11 protein-coding genes are annotated in these 17,842 nt (G+C 47.6%); 6 read left to right on the top strand and 5 right to left on the bottom strand.

From position 1 onward, the window contains the following. Positions 1-269: 269 nt before the first annotated feature. Both NeNHUV3_RS00055 and NeNHUV3_RS00050 read left to right on the top strand, forming a co-directional pair. A complete protein-coding gene (locus NeNHUV3_RS00055; protein ID WP_391481672.1) occupies positions 270-1,283 on the top strand; it encodes an NAD-dependent epimerase/dehydratase family protein in 1,014 nt (337 codons plus the stop codon). Positions 1,284-1,458: 175 nt separating this feature from the next. Continuing rightward, positions 1,459-2,280, top strand: a complete 822-nt coding sequence (locus NeNHUV3_RS00050) for a UTP--glucose-1-phosphate uridylyltransferase (protein ID WP_391481671.1) — start codon at positions 1,459-1,461, stop codon at positions 2,278-2,280. A 25-nt stretch (positions 2,281-2,305) separates the two neighbouring features. Here NeNHUV3_RS00050 and NeNHUV3_RS00045 read toward each other — a convergent pair whose 3' ends face one another. The 4 genes from NeNHUV3_RS00045 to NeNHUV3_RS00030 all read right to left on the bottom strand — a co-directional run bounded on the left by NeNHUV3_RS00045 (position 2,306) and on the right by NeNHUV3_RS00030 (position 11,500). Further along, positions 2,306-3,610 (bottom strand): UDP-glucose dehydrogenase family protein, encoded by a 1,305-nt coding sequence (locus NeNHUV3_RS00045; protein ID WP_391481669.1) that lies wholly within the window; start codon positions 3,608-3,610, stop codon positions 2,306-2,308. Between the two features lie 489 nt (positions 3,611-4,099). Beyond that, positions 4,100-6,961 carry an FkbM family methyltransferase gene (locus tag NeNHUV3_RS00040; RefSeq protein ID WP_391481668.1) on the bottom strand — a complete coding sequence of 954 codons (2,862 nt, stop codon included), beginning with the start codon at positions 6,959-6,961 and terminating at the stop codon, positions 4,100-4,102. An 89-nt stretch (positions 6,962-7,050) separates the two neighbouring features. Continuing rightward, a complete protein-coding gene (locus NeNHUV3_RS00035; RefSeq protein ID WP_391481666.1) occupies positions 7,051-8,211 on the bottom strand; it encodes a glycosyltransferase in 1,161 nt (386 codons plus the stop codon). A gap of 64 nt (positions 8,212-8,275) precedes the next feature. Next, on the bottom strand, positions 8,276-11,500 hold the full coding sequence (locus NeNHUV3_RS00030; RefSeq protein WP_391481664.1) for a beta strand repeat-containing protein: 3,225 nt from the start codon (positions 11,498-11,500) through the stop codon (positions 8,276-8,278). A 277-nt stretch (positions 11,501-11,777) separates the two neighbouring features. Between NeNHUV3_RS00030 and NeNHUV3_RS00025 the strand changes: the two genes are divergently transcribed. From NeNHUV3_RS00025 to NeNHUV3_RS00010, 4 genes are all read left to right on the top strand, one after another. Next, positions 11,778-13,160 (top strand): TolC family protein, encoded by a 1,383-nt coding sequence (locus NeNHUV3_RS00025; RefSeq protein ID WP_391481663.1) that lies wholly within the window; start codon positions 11,778-11,780, stop codon positions 13,158-13,160. Then, positions 13,157-15,400: a type I secretion system permease/ATPase gene (locus tag NeNHUV3_RS00020; RefSeq protein ID WP_391481661.1), complete on the top strand. Its 2,244-nt coding sequence runs from the start codon at positions 13,157-13,159 to the stop codon at positions 15,398-15,400. The genes NeNHUV3_RS00025 and NeNHUV3_RS00020 overlap by 4 nt, the downstream gene beginning before the upstream one ends. A gap of 6 nt (positions 15,401-15,406) precedes the next feature. Further along, on the top strand, positions 15,407-16,714 hold the full coding sequence (locus NeNHUV3_RS00015) for an HlyD family type I secretion periplasmic adaptor subunit (protein ID WP_391481660.1): 1,308 nt from the start codon (positions 15,407-15,409) through the stop codon (positions 16,712-16,714). Positions 16,715-17,017: 303 nt separating this feature from the next. Further along, positions 17,018-17,398 carry a hypothetical protein gene (locus NeNHUV3_RS00010; RefSeq protein ID WP_048599123.1) on the top strand — a complete coding sequence of 127 codons (381 nt, stop codon included), beginning with the start codon at positions 17,018-17,020 and terminating at the stop codon, positions 17,396-17,398. 27 nt (positions 17,399-17,425) lie between these two features. Here the strand turns inward: NeNHUV3_RS00010 and NeNHUV3_RS00005 are convergent, their stop codons facing one another. After that, the gene (locus NeNHUV3_RS00005; RefSeq protein ID WP_391481658.1) at positions 17,426-17,773 is read right to left on the bottom strand and encodes a hypothetical protein; all 348 of its coding nucleotides are present in this window, start codon (positions 17,771-17,773) and stop codon (positions 17,426-17,428) included. Positions 17,774-17,842 lie beyond the last annotated feature (69 nt).

The raw sequence follows: 17,842 nt of genomic DNA, 5'->3' as shown, positions 1-17,842 counted from the left end.
TTCCAAGGGGAGCTCAGTCTTAGCTAATCGTTCGAGCAACATGAGGGGCGCCACCAAAACCTAGCATCTCGCATTAGCATACAAGCACGCTCATATGATGAAAGTCTCAAAAAACTACTTTTTAACATTTTACCACAAAAAAGGTCGGAAACTAACTAATGAAATGGCTAGAAGCGTTAAGTTACTTTTCAATAAGCTGCTTACAGACTTTATGGCTATATGTAAATTAGCACGATACTCAGCGATAATGACAAGAGTGAGGCACTTAGATGACTGAACAAAGAACCGCTTTGGTAACTGGCTCGGCGGGCTTCATCGGGTTTCACCTGTGCCAAAGACTGCTGTGCGACGGGTTCCGTGTGATCGGTCTAGACGCCATGACTGATTACTATGACGTTGCCCTGAAGCAGCGCAGACATCAGATTTTACTTCAAAGCGAAGGGTTCACAGCCTGTGAAGACAGGCTGGAAGGCGAACAGGTGCTGCATAACCTTTTTGAAAAGTACCGCCCCGATGTGGTCGTGCATCTCGCGGCTCAAGCAGGTGTTCGCTATTCAATCGACAATCCGCGCAGTTATGTTCAGTCCAATCTAATCGGCACTCACGAGCTGTTGGAAGCGGGCCGCGCCTTTCCGCCCGCACATATGCTGCTTGCCTCCACCAGTTCCGTCTACGGTGCCAACACGCAAATGCCTTATTCAGAGACCGACAAGGCAGATACGCAGATGTCATTCTATGCGGCCACTAAAAAGGCAAACGAAGCGATGGCCCACAGCTACGCTCATCTGTTTAACCTGCCCATCACAATGTTCCGCTTTTTCACCGTTTACGGTCCTTGGGGGCGGCCAGACATGGCGTTGTACAAGTTCACACGCAACATTTTGGCCGGTGAGCCGATTGATGTGTACAACCACGGCGAAATGAGCCGAGACTTCACCTATGTGAGCGATCTGGTCGAAGCGATCCGCTTACTTATTGAAGCAGTCCCTGAACGTAGCGAAGATATCGCCCCGAATGATAGCCTGTCACCAGTTGCGCCATGGCGTGCGGTGAATGTAGGCAACTCGGAGCCGGTCAAACTGATGGATTTTATAGCGGCCATTGAAAAAGCCACTGGAAAAACCGCAAAACTCAACATGATGGACATGCAAGCCGGCGACGTGCCCGCGACATGGGCAAACGCGCAATTGCTAAAAGACCTGACCGGATACCAACCTCAAACAAGCGTTGCACAGGGCGTTGAGGAATTCGTGCGCTGGTACCGCGACTATTACCAGACATAATGAGTAAAAATGGTGGCGCGGGGGAGACTTGAACTCCCGACCTATCGATTATGAGTCGATCGCTCTAACCAACTGAACTCTATTTATAGCAAAGCAAATAATACAGGCTGGAAGACACTCACTAACCGTGAAATTGATAATCGTTGCTAACCAAATTAAATGTGAGGGTGCGAAGTTGACACGTATAACAAAGGCAGTTTTTCCCGTTGCAGGCTTTGGCACCCGTTTCCTACCCGCGACAAAAGCAATGCCAAAAGAACTATTGCCTATTATTGACAAGCCATTGATACAATATGCGGCGGAAGAAGCCGTAAGTGCAGGCATTGAAACATTAATTTTTGTAACTGGACGCAACAAAAGAGCTATCGAAGATCACTTCGATGTAAATTCAGCTCTGGATGCTCATCTTAGATCAAAGCGACTCGACGAAAAAGCTGACCAAATCAAACAAATACTACCGGCGAATGTAGATTGCATATTTGTCAGGCAAGCTGAACAACTAGGGCTAGGTCACGCAATTTTGTGTGCAAAAAAAGCAGTTAGCAATGAACCATTTGCGGTGCTACTGGCAGATGATTTTCTGGTACACTCCAACGAAAGCGATATGGCAAGGCTCTGCAAAGCCTTCGAGCGCACAGAAAAAACGCAACTACTAATAGAACATATCAAAGGTCCCAATATATCAAACTATGGTGTTATCAGGCCTGGAAAGAAATCTAATGACGTTCTCGGCTTAATAGAAAAACCAAGTATTGAAACAGCTCCGTCCCAATTGGCCAGCGTGGGTAGATATATTCTAAAGCCTGAAATATTCCAGATACTCCAAAACCAAGTGCATGGGCACGGCGGGGAAATACAGCTAGCCGATGCAATCAACACGATGGCACTGCAGGGTGATGTCAAATCTACAATGCTGAAAGCGCTGCGCTTTGACTGTGGGGCAGTGACAGGTTATATTGAAGCGATACGACATGTCGCTCTTGAGATGGGTTATTAGCCCCAAGTCACTCTCTCTAGTTTTTTTATCGACCCACGAACGCATAACTTTCAAATCCTGCCCGTTTCAAATCTTTTTCCGAATAAACATTGCGCAAATCTGCGAACCGCGGCGTGTTCATCCGCCGTGCAATCCGGTTCAAATCAAGCGCACGAAATTCGTTCCACTCGGTTAACAAAACACACAAATCAGCTTTCTGCACGGCCTTATATGCGTCCTCAGCCCAGACGACACCCGGCAAAAGCGTTTCGCCCTCATGTTTACCTTGCGGATCAGTAACGACTACTTTCGCCCCCGCGCCCACCAAGGCAGGCACAATTGTAAGGCTTGGCGCATCACGCATGTCATCTGTATTGGGTTTGAACGTGACCCCAAGAACGGCGATGGTTTTGCCGTTAAAGCTGCCATCACAAAGGGTGAGAAGCTTCTCAATCATGCCGCGCTTGATCTCTTCGTTTACCTTGATGACCGTTTCCGTGATCTGCATGGGCACAGCATGTTCTTGGCCAATACGCGCCAAGGCTTTGGTATCTTTGGGGAAACAAGATCCGCCATAGCCCGGCCCTGCGTGTAGGAATTTATTGCCGATCCGCCCATCAAGGCCCATGCCTTTCGAGACCTCCTTCACATCCGCACCAACTTTTTCACACAGCGCAGCAATCTCATTGATGAATGTGATCTTGGTGGCGAGAAATGCGTTGGCGGCGTATTTGATCATCTCTGCACTTTCCAAATCCGTGGTCACAATTGGAAAATCCCTCAGAAAAAGGGGGCGGTAGATTTCAGCCATCACGTCTGCGGCACGTTCGTTTTGCACCCCAACCACCACTCGATCTGGGCGCATAAAATCATCTATTGCCGCCCCCTCACGCAAGAACTCGGGGTTTGATGCCACATCGAACAACGCGCCTTTGTTTGCTTTGCGGATAATCTGTTTAACCTGACGATTTGTGCCAACGGGGACTGTCGATTTGGTCACCACCACTGTGTAGTCGTCGATTAGATGCGCAACCTCTTCTGCAGCGGCAAATACATATGTAAGATCCGCGTGTCCGTCGCCCCGACGTGTCGGTGTGCCGACAGCAATAAATACCGCATCGGCGCCCTTCATGGCACTGGCCAGATCAAGGGTGAACGACAGCCGACCTGCCCCAACATTTTTCGTCATCAGCGCTTCAAGGCCAGGCTCAAATATTGGGACATGACCCACATTTAGCTGCTCAATCTTGGCGGGATCTTTATCAACACATACTACGTCATGCCCAAAGTCCGAGAAACAAATCCCCGAAACAAGCCCGACATAGCCGGTTCCAATCATCGCAATGCGCATGAGTTATCCTTAAATATGTGATCGAACGCCCTATGCGCCCTTACGACTTTCTTTGTCTAAGCCTAACAAGTTGAATTGACTGGCATCATAAGTCTTTACTCTGCGCGAAAGATATCAGCCATGCTCCTCGTACCCCACTTATTTTTCAACGTATACCGTCAACGTAGTTATGGGGATAAATCACACTTTTGAAGCTCCGTTTCGCACCATGAAAACGACGTATTTAAATCAAATCCTAAACCGCCTACGCAGCCGTAATATATGGTCCAATGTGATATATTTGCTAACGACTTGTCGCTCAAGTTGTTACAATCAAATTAAGTATATCTTGTTCCACTAACTCCTCAACTTGATCCTATTTCGAGATAATAGTTGACCGCCTCCATCTCCTGCGCACCATTTTTGATCTTTCATTTGCTATTATCAACGAGCATCATCTGATCGAGGCAATCCAGCGTATTTTCAGGTGGAAAATTGTGGTAATGTAACTTACCTTTCCAAGAAAAAATCGAGATTTGTTCGCCTATTTAAGTCTACAAACTTCTGGCGCACAACCATTGCACGTTTTTCTTGAATATCTACGCCGCGCAAATGTACACTAAACCCCAGAGCATCCCACTCCTCTTCAACCAAACGAGTGGCCGCTTTGACTTTGTTGACTAACACATTGTGCTGTTCTTCCGGCATTCCCATTTTATTCCAATGAAACTCAGCTTGAATACAGTCAATTAACGATATCGTGTTAGTAGCAATTAGTCTATTTAAGATCTCGTACTCAGCACCTTCAACATCAAGCTTCAAAAAAATTCGATCATATACACTACTGGCAAGACTAATGAATTCTGAAAGATCCACTGTTTGTACATTGATCTTGCTAACCGGATACATAGCACTGTCTTGAGCAAAAAAGTCCAGCGTCTTAGATTCAATTAGCGATGACCCATCTGCATCTCTCACATCTAGACCAAAATCTGCCTCCCCGTTTGTGATCCAGGCCGCTTTTTTTATGAGCGTCGTCGGAACATCTACATAATACCGCCATAACTCTGGATTGGGTTCAAAGGAAACAGCATCAAACTCTGGATTCGATGACAAAAACTTAATCGCTGAACATCCATCATAGCCACCACAGTCTATAAAAAGTTTTTTTAATTCGACGTACTTTAATTTATAGAATAACCGCATAGGCTCTGTCGAAGTATGCGGTACATAACCAACAAATTCCACATCCCAATCAGTTAAGACGCTTTTGAAAAGTGCCATATGCCAGTTATGGCACCCCTCCAAGTCGTTACTTTCAAACCTAGGCCGCGCTGCACCATAACGCTGCAAATGGCTGCTTCCCTCAAAAAGTATCAAATTAGAACACTTTGAGATCCGCTTCAGTTCCTCACAGGCTAGCTTTGGACCTTTTATAGCCCAGATACGATGAAATACACTTAAAAGCAAAGCAGCGCCTACGGGCTTTTGAGTCAATCTCTTTTCATCAAACTCTGAATTATAGATAGAGCAATTCACTAAGCTTTTTGAACGCGAAATTTCCCAAACCTCAGGATCCGGTTCAAACCCAATTACATTGAAGCCACAGTTAACTACAAATTTACAGACCTCACCCGCATTTGAACCTACATCAACGATAACATCGTCTTTAGAAACGGCCTGCAATGCATCACAAATCAAATTATAGCGTAGTTCCACCCCAGCTCGACGATACTGAAATACAGGGTCAGATTCGTCAGTCCCAAATTCGCGCTGCCACCAAAAGCGCCAAATTCGGCTCATGTAATCATTTTGAAATAAAGCCTGGGAGACTATAGCTTTCTTTATCTCACTTAAACCAACAACTGCAACCGAGTTCTGCGGAATTTCAAACGAAGCATTCCTAAATATCAGGCTAACGAACAATTCACCGGAAACGCTTAATTGCTTACCATTTATTTCGTCTATTAATTTTGTCATCTCCTCGTGAACTACTCCACCGATGAGATCAAACGAATAAGACGCTACAACAAACGCATTACTAGGGTTAAATGACACCTCACTTGCAACAGGCGAAAATAAGAGTAAGGGCTCAAAGCCCGTCCAGTCACTCTTTCGAAGAAAAGAATACGCGTGAAATAAACATCTATCGTTGTAAATACGCGCTTTATTTGCTTTTACATTCCCAATCGTACCATACTGCCAATCAATAATTTTAATATTTCCGTTATCATCCAAAAAAAGTTCGTCAAACAAAGATAAGTCGTTATGTCGTAAATTCAGCCGTTCCATTTCCTGCAGAGTATTCTTTAATTCAACAGACCGGTCTTCAACCGATAGAAAGTCAAACTTTTTATAGCAGGGTGTTACATAAAACTTTTTTTCGTAATTTACATCAATTAATTGCGGCATAAATGAAGATCGCTCAAAATCCACTAAGCTTTGAACTTCTGTAGAAAATTCTTTCAGCGCACGTATCCGCTTCACACATTGATCATTAGGAGTTCTAATAACAATATTCTGCCTGGCGCTTAAAATCTCAGCGGTTTGGTATGGGGTTGTACTATTCAATAGTGAACTAAAAAGTTCTGCAGCTGTATCATAGGCCTGTACTACGTCCGGCAAAGTTCGGCATTTGGATAGAGTAACCGCCTGCGCCAGATAATAATCAATATTTGGATTGAGTTGGATCGCCTTGTTATACGCCTCTAGGGATTCCTCAAAGCTTTGTATTTTCAGGAATGAGTGTCCTAAATAATAGTAGGCTTGACAATCAACTGGATTGATTAGCGTCGCTTTTCTAAGTACATCTATCGCCTGTCGATAGTCGCCTAAACCATTAAAAGCAATTCCTTGCATCTTGAGTAGAGTAGCTTTTTCACCAGTCTTTGAAATTAGAGCATTTGACATGTCTATAGCTAACTCGAATTTCCCTTGGCTACAAAGATCCACTAAAATATTATATTGATCTATATATTCTTGGGAAAAGTCATTAAATTTATCTTCGGAAGCTGAAGACCGAAACACTTTCTTATCTTCGTTCGCTACAAGCGTAATTCGTGCTCTTAAACCCTGAAAATCAACCCCAACGATACCAGAATTTTTTGCCTTCTCTAGCAAGTCATTTGCTTGTGCCACATCACGTAATTCGATTAAGGCCTCAATGGCACTATTCCAAAACTGAGGAATCGACTGATCAATCCACAAAGCCTTATTAAATAGGCTTAGTGCGGCCTCACGATCACCACTAGCCCACTTTAACGTGCCTAAGTTATGGTGCGCATGACACTGTCGCGCGTCAATTTTTAAAACTTTTTTGTATAATTGAGCAGCATGTTTAACGTCCCCCGACTGGTGCGCTAAGATTGCCATCTTCAACGTCTGTTTTATTTTTTTTCTCACTATGCACTACCTTTATAAGGAAAAAATTTATGTCACTATTTTAGAAAAATTGACACAAATCACCGAAGTACCTGGTTAAGGAACTTATTTAAACGTTCCGTGTTACGTTCGATACAGTGAGTTCTTTCGGCATGAAGTATTGCTTTATTTGCGATGTCGTTGAATAGCGAACTATCAGTAAAGAGATTTTCAATGTAGTCAACGAATGGCTCAATATCATTTTTATTAGGCACCAAGTCGTAAGGCTCCTCATGAAATTTTGTGGGCATCTGGAATACCGCTCCACCGTCGCCGATCATTTCTTTATTACCCCCTATATCTGTACCCAAAACTGGGATACCCATACATTGAGCCTCGGCAATTACTCGGGCACCACTCTCTTTCCACAGACTTGGAACAATTAGTAGTTTTGTATCCCTATAAATTGAACGCACATCGTCAGTATGATCTACTTGAGTAACTGTATTGAGGTGGTCAACAGAGTAACCTTTCTCAATCATATAATTTTTCAAGTTAACTAACGACGCTCTGCCAGAAACACAGTTAATATTCCCTGTAAATCCTCTTTCTCTAAGGACTTGAACAATCTGAGAAAACAATAGTGCACCTTTTGTAAGTATTGGATTTATGAATGTGAGCGAATGACCTGATGAAGGCTCTCTGCGCATTTCATAATCAATAAACTTTCCAAATGGGTGAACTGTGAGATCGTGGCGTGTGCGGTACAAGTTAGCTGTAAACTGGCTGTCAGTGATAATCTTGCTAACATAATTGAAGCAATTAGGGTTTTTATAGTTTTCGTTGACCAAATAAGCAACCGTGGGAATGTTAAGTAACTTTGCTTCCCTATATAGCCATTGTTCGGCGACCCGAGCTCCAAAAGACATAACAATATCCGGTTGCCACTCGTTAAAAACTCTCTGTACCTGTGTTAACCAGCCCCATAACTCTTTGTTCGTCATATCATCTGATCTTGCAGAGCCAGACTTCATTACAATTTCTGTAAAATTCGAATGCTCGTACCTTACAAGCTGTTTATCTGTTTTTTTTGCAAAGTATTGAGTTACTGGGCAGGTTGTAAGCACATCAAAATTAGCAGCTGTAACTGCAATGATCTCATTATCTTTTTGAGCTAATTTATTTAGTATTGTCGAGATTGAACGACACGCACCGTTTGTTGTATCGCTCAGGCAATGTAGGTTTGCCCAAAGAATTTTCATTACTATTTTCCATACAGAAAAGGGCACTCAGAGTATGAGTGCCCTTTAATTTGGTCAAAGATATTTACGCAATAAAGCCAATATCTCCGTTTTCAAGATCTGTTACGCCTTTCAAAACAGCACCCAAGGCCAAGTCATCTGCCTGCACGCCGTTTGTACTGTCTTCAGTCCATTGCCAGATATAAGTATCAGTTCCATCATTGACAGCAAACATAACGATATCGTTTGCTGAATCATCGACGTTCGTGATTGTGAGGCCATCGAGGAAAGTTGCGATCTCGGCGGCAGTATCTGCGCCACCTGCTACAGTTGCAGTTGTGATCTCAATATAACTGTCGTTCGCAGCTACTGTGCCCTCATTAGTAATGGACTTAAGAGTGGCTGATGCAGTGCCGTTTTTAGTCAGATCATTAGCAAAAACGATTACATCAGTACCGTTTGCACCACTTTCAAAACCGGTAATCACATCGCCTAAACCGCCAGCTAGGATCACTACAGTATCAGCTTGCTGATCAACCGCGAGGTTAATGACATCAGCGCCTTTACCACCAGCAATAAAGTCAGCACCTGTGCCTGCAGTAATAGTATCAACACCGTCAGACGACGCACTACCATTTGTCGCAGCTTCACCTGAAACTGCACCAGCTCCGCCACCGGAAACATAGTCAAAATCAGTAAAGTTGCCATCAACTTCGGCAGTAACGGTGATACCACCGTCATCACCAGACGATGTGGCAGTAGCAGTGACCAAGTTACCCAAAATGGCGTGGTCATTGATTGCGGCAGCAAGAATGTCATCCATTTCGGCGCCAGTATCAGTGGCGGTGGTGCCGGCAGACGCAACTGTGACAGTTGCACCGAACATAGTTACAGCAATAGTATCGCTGGAAGCAGTGAAACCACCTGACCCAATCACAGTCGTCATTGCTTCCTTAGTGGAGCCGCCACCGTCACCGATGAGAACGTCACCACCTGCGGCACCAACAATAGTATCCAGGCCATCCGCACCAAAAATTGTATCAGCCGATGCACCACCAGTGATACTATCTGAACCAGTACCACCACGGATACTGTTAACACCAGCAGCACCAGTGATCGTTGCACCAAGAGCAGAGAAGTTATTGTCGAGACCATCGATATCTAACGCACCTGTATGCTCAGCAGCATTCAGAGTGCTTAGGTTCGAAGTGTTCAAGTCAGACAAAACTACTTTTTTGGCAACAACGTTTGAGCTGTTTTTCGCGCCCGAAATGTTGATAGTTTGCAGTACAGAACCGTGGATATCTTCAATGGTAGAAGTATTAGACGCATGGTTGTCGTTTTCAACGATGTTTAGCGTCTCAACACCATCAATACTTAGGCCTGTGAGATCTGAGCTGCTCGTACCTTGATCCAAAACAAGGTTTACAACGTCATCAGTTCCAGCCGTAGTCGCGTCAGTAACACTAACGATGAAGTTAGTTTCACCTGTCGCACCCGCAATATCACCGCTGCCATCTAGCTCCAGGGTGAAACCACTTGCCGCCTTCACTGTAAAGGTATCATTGGAGTCAACTGTAACAGCGGCTGCCAACTTCAGCTCGTTCATTCCGGCTTCTTTGGTTAGGTCGACAGTGACATCACCACCACTGGTAGCTAAGTCCAGTGCATTGTTGATCTCAAGGATCTCAAAACCCGAAAAGCCTGCAGTGTTCCCAGTGGTGCCTGTGTTCGATAACACAGCTGTCGATGCAGCAGTACCAGCTTCAATTACGAGAGTATCTTCACCAGCGCCGCCAACAAGATTGTCTTCGTAAGTAAGCTTCGTATGCACGTCGATGCGATCATTACCTGTACCACCGGTGAATGCTGTGTTTGCAGCGACATCCGCCATCGTCAGATCAACGCCACCAGTATTAGCTGCAGCATTTATTGTGGTGAACAGCTCATCGACAGTACCGTCGACAACAAGCTTTTTGTCACCAGTTAAGTTCAACGTTGAACCCGAGGTAGTAGTGATAATGTCTGCAATGCTGTTAGTTAATGCTGCCCCAGCCGTTGTAGCGGATATGCCAGTAGATTCAATGGTCACATTGTTGACGCCAGTAACTGTCAAATCGTCAATTTCTTGGCTTTCAGTACCCAATTTGTCGTTCATCACAAAGGTGATCGCGTCAGATGCAGATGTAGCATCTGCCAGCTCAAGAACGAGGTCATCAGCAGCCGCCCCAGATGAATAACCATTCATTTCAACAATCTGCCCGGAGGTCATGTCGTCAATTTTGACGGTACCATCGATTGAGTGACCCTTAGTGCCTGAGTGAGTTAGAATGAACTTGTCAACACCGGTCATTTTGGACGCATCGAGGATATGTGATGCTGTGAGGTCACCTTTACTTGAATAAGCAACAACACCAGTAGCTTCGGAAGCATCGATAGTAGCTTCAACACTTGATGATGTATCAGATCCAAAATCAGCCCAACGGCCTGTGATCGTGATATCTGTATCACCAGTGACAACGATTTTATCGCCAGCCTGCTCCCGCGAGATGTCTGCAAGAACAACCGTATTAGCCACACCGCCAGTTGAATTGATATTTAACGTGGCAAACTCAACCTGGCCGCTGCCGTCATAATCCAAGGTGGTAGAGCCACCAGCAGAGACGCCTACATTCAGCTCTGCAGCAGCAGTCGCCGCATCAACTGTCAAGTTGGCAGCAGCGGAAGTGGCACCATAAACTGACGTATCCACGATGTTAATCGATGTGCCCGACGCAACATCTGCCATAGTCAGTGTGTGCGCAGCAGCAGTCGAACTCACATTGATTTCATTGGCGCCCAGAATCATACCAGTTGCCGTAACATCACCACCCAAAGTCAAATTTACGGTTTCGATATTCTGCAAGAGCGAACCAGTCGTAGGAGCAGCAGTTACAAAAATGTTCGCTACATCAGAGTCAGTGGTCGACGCATCAACAATGACATCCGCCTTATCACCAAAACTGTTGGCGACTTTACCGTCTACTACGTCGTCGCCAGACGTCAAAGTAACCGAGTCCGGCGAGGTTTGGACTTTCAAAGTGATGGGAGTGACAGTAGAACCACTCGAATCTCCTGCTTCTACTTCTGCAGGAGTTGAATCGGATCCACCACAAGCTGACAGCGACAATGCCATCAATGTGAGACCAGACGCTTTTGCAGCGTTCTTGGCGTTTTTGGATTCCCAAGCCTTCGCCAGCTTGCTGGTTGCACTAGAACCGCCAACTTTCTCGGCGTTTTTCATCGTGCTGTTAATATCTAGAGCCTGCATGTGTTTTTCCCTCATAAGGCGTGAGCATTTGCTCGGTTTAGATTGATATCCCAGCGAGATTCGTCGCCAGGAAGTGTCGATCAGGTCCCAAAAAACACAATTCCAAACAGCCTTTCAATTACATTAATTCCCAATTAAATTACTGTTATTAAATAATAATAGTCAATTTATGTAGGTTATTTACATAATAAATTGCTGTATACATTTCTGTGGCTTGTCAGCGGTGCTTTAACTATTTGGGGTTTAAATGCAGTAACCAAGCACCGGAGAATTCCACATGCTATTCCGCCCCAAAATCACATCATGTCTGGTGGCTTTAGGCCTTGTAGCGGGATGTGCGCAAGCCCCTACAAACGGCGCATATGTTTCGGACGCAGTCGGTGACATAATAAGTAGTGGGCCGGCGGATGTGGTTAATTCTGCTATCACGGTGAAACTTACAGATTACCAACCATCCATTAAAGCAGCAGCTCTCTCAAGCAGCGCCTATGCCGGATCGCAAGCGGCCATCGAAGGTGCCGCCCAAGGCGTGACTGTCGCCAACAGCGCCCTCGCCCCGCAAGTATCTTTGCAATCGCAATTGGGCGGTGTCTCCGAGAAAGACACAACCGGCACCGAAAACACCACCGGCGTCAGCGCAAGCCTGGCCGTCAATAAGCTCATTTACGACGGCGGAGCATCAGTCTCTGGGATCAACGCGGCTTTCGCCCGTGTCATCACAGCTGAGGCCCAAGCCGAGGAAGCCATCACGGGCATCGTGGCCGACATGGCCTCTGCCTGGATTGATCTGTGGCAGTATCAACAACGCAGCGCTCTGTTGGCCGAACGGTCACAGGAAGGGCGCGACATTGTGCAACAGATGGACCGCCTCGTTGCCAGCGGCATGGTAGACAAATCATCAGTCGCCAGCGCCAAGATCCAGATACACGATCTCGACATTGAAGAACTGCGGCTGAGCGAGCGCGTAAGTGATGCGCAAAGCCGCTTGTCGAAATATCTCAAACACGATGGAGGTGCCGTTGCGCGCCCTTCTCAAATTATCTCGCTGCCCACCGGCAAAAACGCTGCAACAGCGTGGCAGGGTAATCCTGCATTGCGTGGCACAGCCGCATCAATTGTGGTCGCGGAACAAGACGTTCAGATTGCAGCGGCACAAAAGAAGCCAAGCGTTGGTTTACGCGCTGGCGTGGATAGCCCAATGTCCGAAACAAGCAGTACTGACGTAGCCCTCGGGCTTCAGCTGAGCTGGACATTGGGCGACGGCGGGCGACGTGATGCGGAGCTAGCCGCGCGCAAAGCCAACCTGACCCGTGAGAAACAGCAGTTTGATACGCAGAAGCGCGAAACCGTTGCGATGCTGTCTCAAATGATGAAGACCCGCGCCTCACTGTTAAGTAGCCAGTCTTCTATACGCGCCAAAAACGCAGAGGTGCTCGCCTCACGCGATACGCTCAAAAAGCAACTGGCAACCGGTCAAGCCGATCTGAAGCGCGTCATTGACGCGGAAATTCAGGCGCTGCGCACTGCCGACCGCGCCATTGAGATCGACGCAGAGATCATGAAGCTTGATGTTAGCATTGCTGCCCAGTCGGGGCGTCTTCTATCCAGCTTCGGCATCCCTGCCCCCCAATCAAACATTACTAAAGCGTTAGACAAATGAACGAACTTACACCAAAGGCCGCTTCGCAAGATGACGCATCTTCCGTTGAGGGCGCCGAGCAGGCAACAGACACGCAACCAGATGAGCAGTCTGGCTCTGTCGAACTTGCGCGCATCGACGTTGAAACCCAAGAATACGAAGTAGACGGTGACAGTGCCGCCACTGATGAGGCCGCTGCAACACTTGTTGAGACGCTGAAAATCGCACTCAAAACCGTTTCACTCACATTTAGTACTGCGGCGCTGCGGGATATGGCGCCAATGAGCGAAACACCGTTTGGACCCAAAGATGTTGTCTATATCTTTAATGAGCTGGGTTTTGACGCCAGTTTTGGCGAGTTGAAGGCTTCAGCTATTAAAGAAAGCCACCTGCCGATGATTGCCTTCCAAGAAGATGGCAATCCGTTTCTGGTGACGCAGAAAAACCCGGACGGCACGCTCACAGTTCAGTCTATTGAGGACAATTTCACCTCACGTGACATCAGCGCCGACGAGTTCGCCGAGGTATACGCAGGCTTTACACTTCTGTATCGGCAGTCTGCGCAGTCAAAACAAAATGGCCAAGGCGGTCACTGGTTTTGGAGCGCCTTTTCCAAAAGCAAGTGGATCTACGGTCAGGTTATTCTGGCCGCAGCGTTTTCAAACTTTCTTGGACTGTCGACCTCACTGTTTATCATGGTCGTTTACGACCGCGTTGTCCCGAACGAGGCGATTGAGTCCCTATTTGCGCTGACTTTAGGTGTGATGATCGCGCTGACGTTCGACTTCGTGATCAAGTCATTGCGCGCCAACTTCATTGACCGCGCTGGCAAGCGCGCTGATGTCACTATGGCGCGGATGATCTTTGACAAGATTTTGCATCTACGCCTTGATGCAAAGGGCCGGAAATCAGGTGCTGTAGCAAGCGTTGTGCGCGAATTCGATACGCTGCGCGACTTCTTCACCTCTGCCACCCTGATCGCTATCGTTGATTTGCCGTTTATCTTTTTCTTTATTTTCGTGATCTATTTGATCGGTGGCAACTTGGCGATTGTGCCTTTGCTGGCAGTTCCTATCGTGATCATCCTTGGCCTTGCCGTGCAGCCTGCTTTGGCAAAGCTTGCCTCCGGTGCCATGGAAACAGGTATGTCCAAGCAATCTGTTCTTGTTGAAACCCTGAGCGGCTTGAACACGATCCGCGCAACAGGCGCAGGCCGTTTTATGCGTCAGCGCTTTGAAGAAGCCTCGGCAAACCAGTCAGAATTGGGACTAAAAAGCCGGATGTTCTCGCAATTTGCGATCAACTCCGCCGCGTCCGTTCAGCAGTTTGCCCAGATCGCGCTTATCTTCTACGGCGTGTTCCTGATCCGTGAGGGCAGCACAACGATGGGTGGCTTGATTGCGTCAGTTATCTTGGCAGGCCGTACGCTTGCACCGCTGTCGCAACTGGCTGCAGCACTTGCGCGTGCAAACTCTGCACGCCAAGCCTACCGCTCACTCGGCTCGTTGATGACCGAAACCTCTCCCGAGGATGAGATTCAACAACGCCTCAGCCGTCCGGTTCTGCGCGGAGAAATCGAGTTTCGCAACGTAAGCTACAGCTTCCCGGGCGCCAATGAGCCAATCATCCGCAACCTGTCGGTGAAAATTCCGGCGGGTCAGAAAGTTGCACTTGTTGGCAAAATGGGCTCGGGCAAATCCACGTTCTCAGGCCTTGCTGCAGGACTTCTCACTCCAAGCGAAGGTGCGGTTTTGATCGACGGCGTTGATATTCGACAAATCGACAAAACAGACCTTTTGCGCAACGTCGGTGTCATGCTTCAAGAAACGTGGCTTTTCTCCGGTACGGTGCGTGAAAACCTGCAAATGGGCTACTTTGAATACGACGACGAGCATATCCTTAAGGTGGCAAAAATTTCAGGTGTTGATGATTTTATCGGCAGCCACCCGTCCGGCTATGACCTGATGATCCGTGAGCACGGTGTGGGTCTGTCTGGTGGTCAAAAGCAGACTATCAATCTGGCCCGCGCCATTTTGCATGATCCCAACATTTTGATCCTTGATGAGCCGACCAGCTCTATGGATACCGCATCAGAGGCAGCAACGATTGAACGCCTCAGCGCTGCAATGGACGGCAAAACGATGCTTGCTGTTACCCACCGCAACTCAATGCTGAAAATGGTGGACCGCGTTCTGGTGATTGATCGTGGTGCGATCATGCTCGATAGCCCCCCCTCCCAACTTAAAGCCGCACAGAAGTGATCCGACATGAGCAGTACTGATTTCAAAAAACTCTCCCGCGAGATGTCCGGCCGCAACAGCGCCAGCAACTCAGTGGTTCTCTTCTCCATTGCAGGTTTTCTCGGGATCGCCCTGACTTGGGCCGCAGTGACTGAAATTGACAACGTCACTCGCGGTGAAGGCAAAATTGTTTCGCAGATGCAAAACCAATTGGTGCAATCTGCAGAATCTGGCGTCGTGTTGCGCCGTAACGTGCTTGAAAACGACCGCGTTACAGCAGGTCAGATCTTGTTTGAGATCGACCCGATTGAAGCGCAAGCCGAATACGATCGGATGTTCCAGCGTCTTGATACCCTCAAGATCAAGGTCGCCCGCCTTGAAGCTGAAATCGCAGGCACAGATTTCACCCCTTCTACGGATATAGTCGGGTCATCTGTTCAGATTGGCGCCAATGAGCTGAGCCTTTTTGAAGCGCGCAAACGCGAACTTCAGGGCGCGATCACGATCTTGGAAGAACGCCGTGCGCAAAAAGAGACCACGCTTAACTCGTCTCGCCAATCTGTTGGAACTGCCACTAACCTGTTGGCGCTCATTAAAGATGAGATCGCTGTGGTCGAGCCGCTGGTCCGCGAAAATATTGCCCCAGAAACTCGCCTGCTCGCGCTTAAGCGTGAACGCGAACAAGCGATTGGCTCGCTCAGTGATGCTGAGGCCTCTGTCCTTGCCGCACAATCCTCGATCCAAGAGATTACAAGCGAGATTGCCAACCGCAAAGACACATACCTGCGCCAAGCCATGGAAGAGCTTGCGCAGACAGTGGCGGAACGCGCAGAACTTGAGAAGGCCCTCCCTGCCCTATCAGACCGGATTGAGCGTACTGTGATTGCCGCCCCTGTAGATGGCATCGTAAACCGTCTGAATTTTCGCACAGTCGGCGCTTTCGTAAAGGCGGGTGACGCGGTGCTTGAACTGGTGCCAACGAACGATGCGCTAAAAATTGAGACGCGCATCGCGCCCAAGGACATCTCTAATATTAAGGTTGATGATTTGGCGCGCATCCGTCTGTCAGCCTACGACTCCGCTCGCTACGGCACGCTGGATGGTTTCGTCACCAACATCAGCCCAGATGCGACCCCTGTCCGCGAGGGCGAGACACAGTCGTTCTACATTGTGGACGTCGCAATGTCTGGCGATATGGTACTTAACGATGGGACTGCCGTTTCGCTGCTGCCAGGCATGACTGCTACGGTAGATGTGGTTTCTGGCAAGCGAACTATCCTTGAGTACTTCTGGTCGCCGGTTGCGCGTATTCAGGAGCTGGCCCTGCGCGACTAGTGTCAGCGCCACACTCAACAGCTTAAAGCCCGTCAAGCCTTTGGTTTGGCGGGCTTTTTCTTATTCGCCCGTTATTAGTGTCACCAAGGGACTACAGGACGCCTATCAGTATCATATGATACCCAGCCTCTCTTTGGTATCAGGGTATCGATTCAATCTTTTCACATGAATTTAACACACTAAAGTATCTAAATAATACTTTATTGGCCATTTTTATAGAAACAGCGAATCCGCTTTTGCTATAAAAATAAACCAATAGGACGAACAAGATCGCGAATTAAGTTTCAAGACAGGAGTTCTAAGATGCTAGTGGAATTGGAATTGGAAGTTCTGGAGAGCTTACCGCCAAAATCAGCGCTGGCTGACTTCTCAAAAAGTATTGTCAAATGGGAACTTCTTTTGCTGGTGGCTAAGCTGAACGGCAACACCGAGTATGGGATTTGGAACTACATCGACAGTTTGAAAACGCGGACTGAAAACTCGATGACCATTTACACGTTCATCAAGTCGCGCATTGAAAACGGAAGTTTTGTTGTCGTCCCCGGTGAAAAGAAAAGCCGCAAGACCCTCGCTCTGTCACCTCAGTTGCGTGAAGAATTGATGACATATCTGGCTGCCCGTACGGAACACACGCTGCAGCGTTCAGAGCAGTTGCGTTCAGAACTCATGGCGATGAGCGCTTAAGGGCACTCCCCTGCTAAGCCCACGTTACTATGCCAACCAACCGCGCTTTGATTGATGGCGCGCAAAGCGCATCCAGCGCATCGCCAACATCGCCGCAAGCAACACAACCAAGAAGCCCAATACATCCCCGATCGTGATGAACGCGACCTCTTCCAGACCTTGGTCAAAACCGATGGTCAGCAGGATCGAGTTCAAGAAGCCTGACAGCAGCCCCACACACAAAAGCTCGCGCCAATTAAGACGCAATGTCGGAGGCTGTGGCGCGATCACCCGTGACCAACGCAATATATTGAATGAAACAAACGGCGCCAAAAGCGATAGCACAGCCATCGTGATTAATTCGTCAAAGTTACTGTTCCAATCACTGAGCGTCATGAAGTGCCCCACAGCAACGGGAAGCAGATACAAAAAGCCCCGCCAGCCAAGAGTGTAGATCGCCAGAAT

Origin of the sequence: Nereida sp. NH-UV-3, assembly GCF_042939535.1 — a bacterium.
GTDB lineage: Bacteria > Pseudomonadota > Alphaproteobacteria > Rhodobacterales > Rhodobacteraceae > Nereida > Nereida ignava.
The sequence above is the reverse complement of the archived record's forward strand: the minus strand, read 5'-3'. Positions and strand labels throughout refer to the sequence as shown.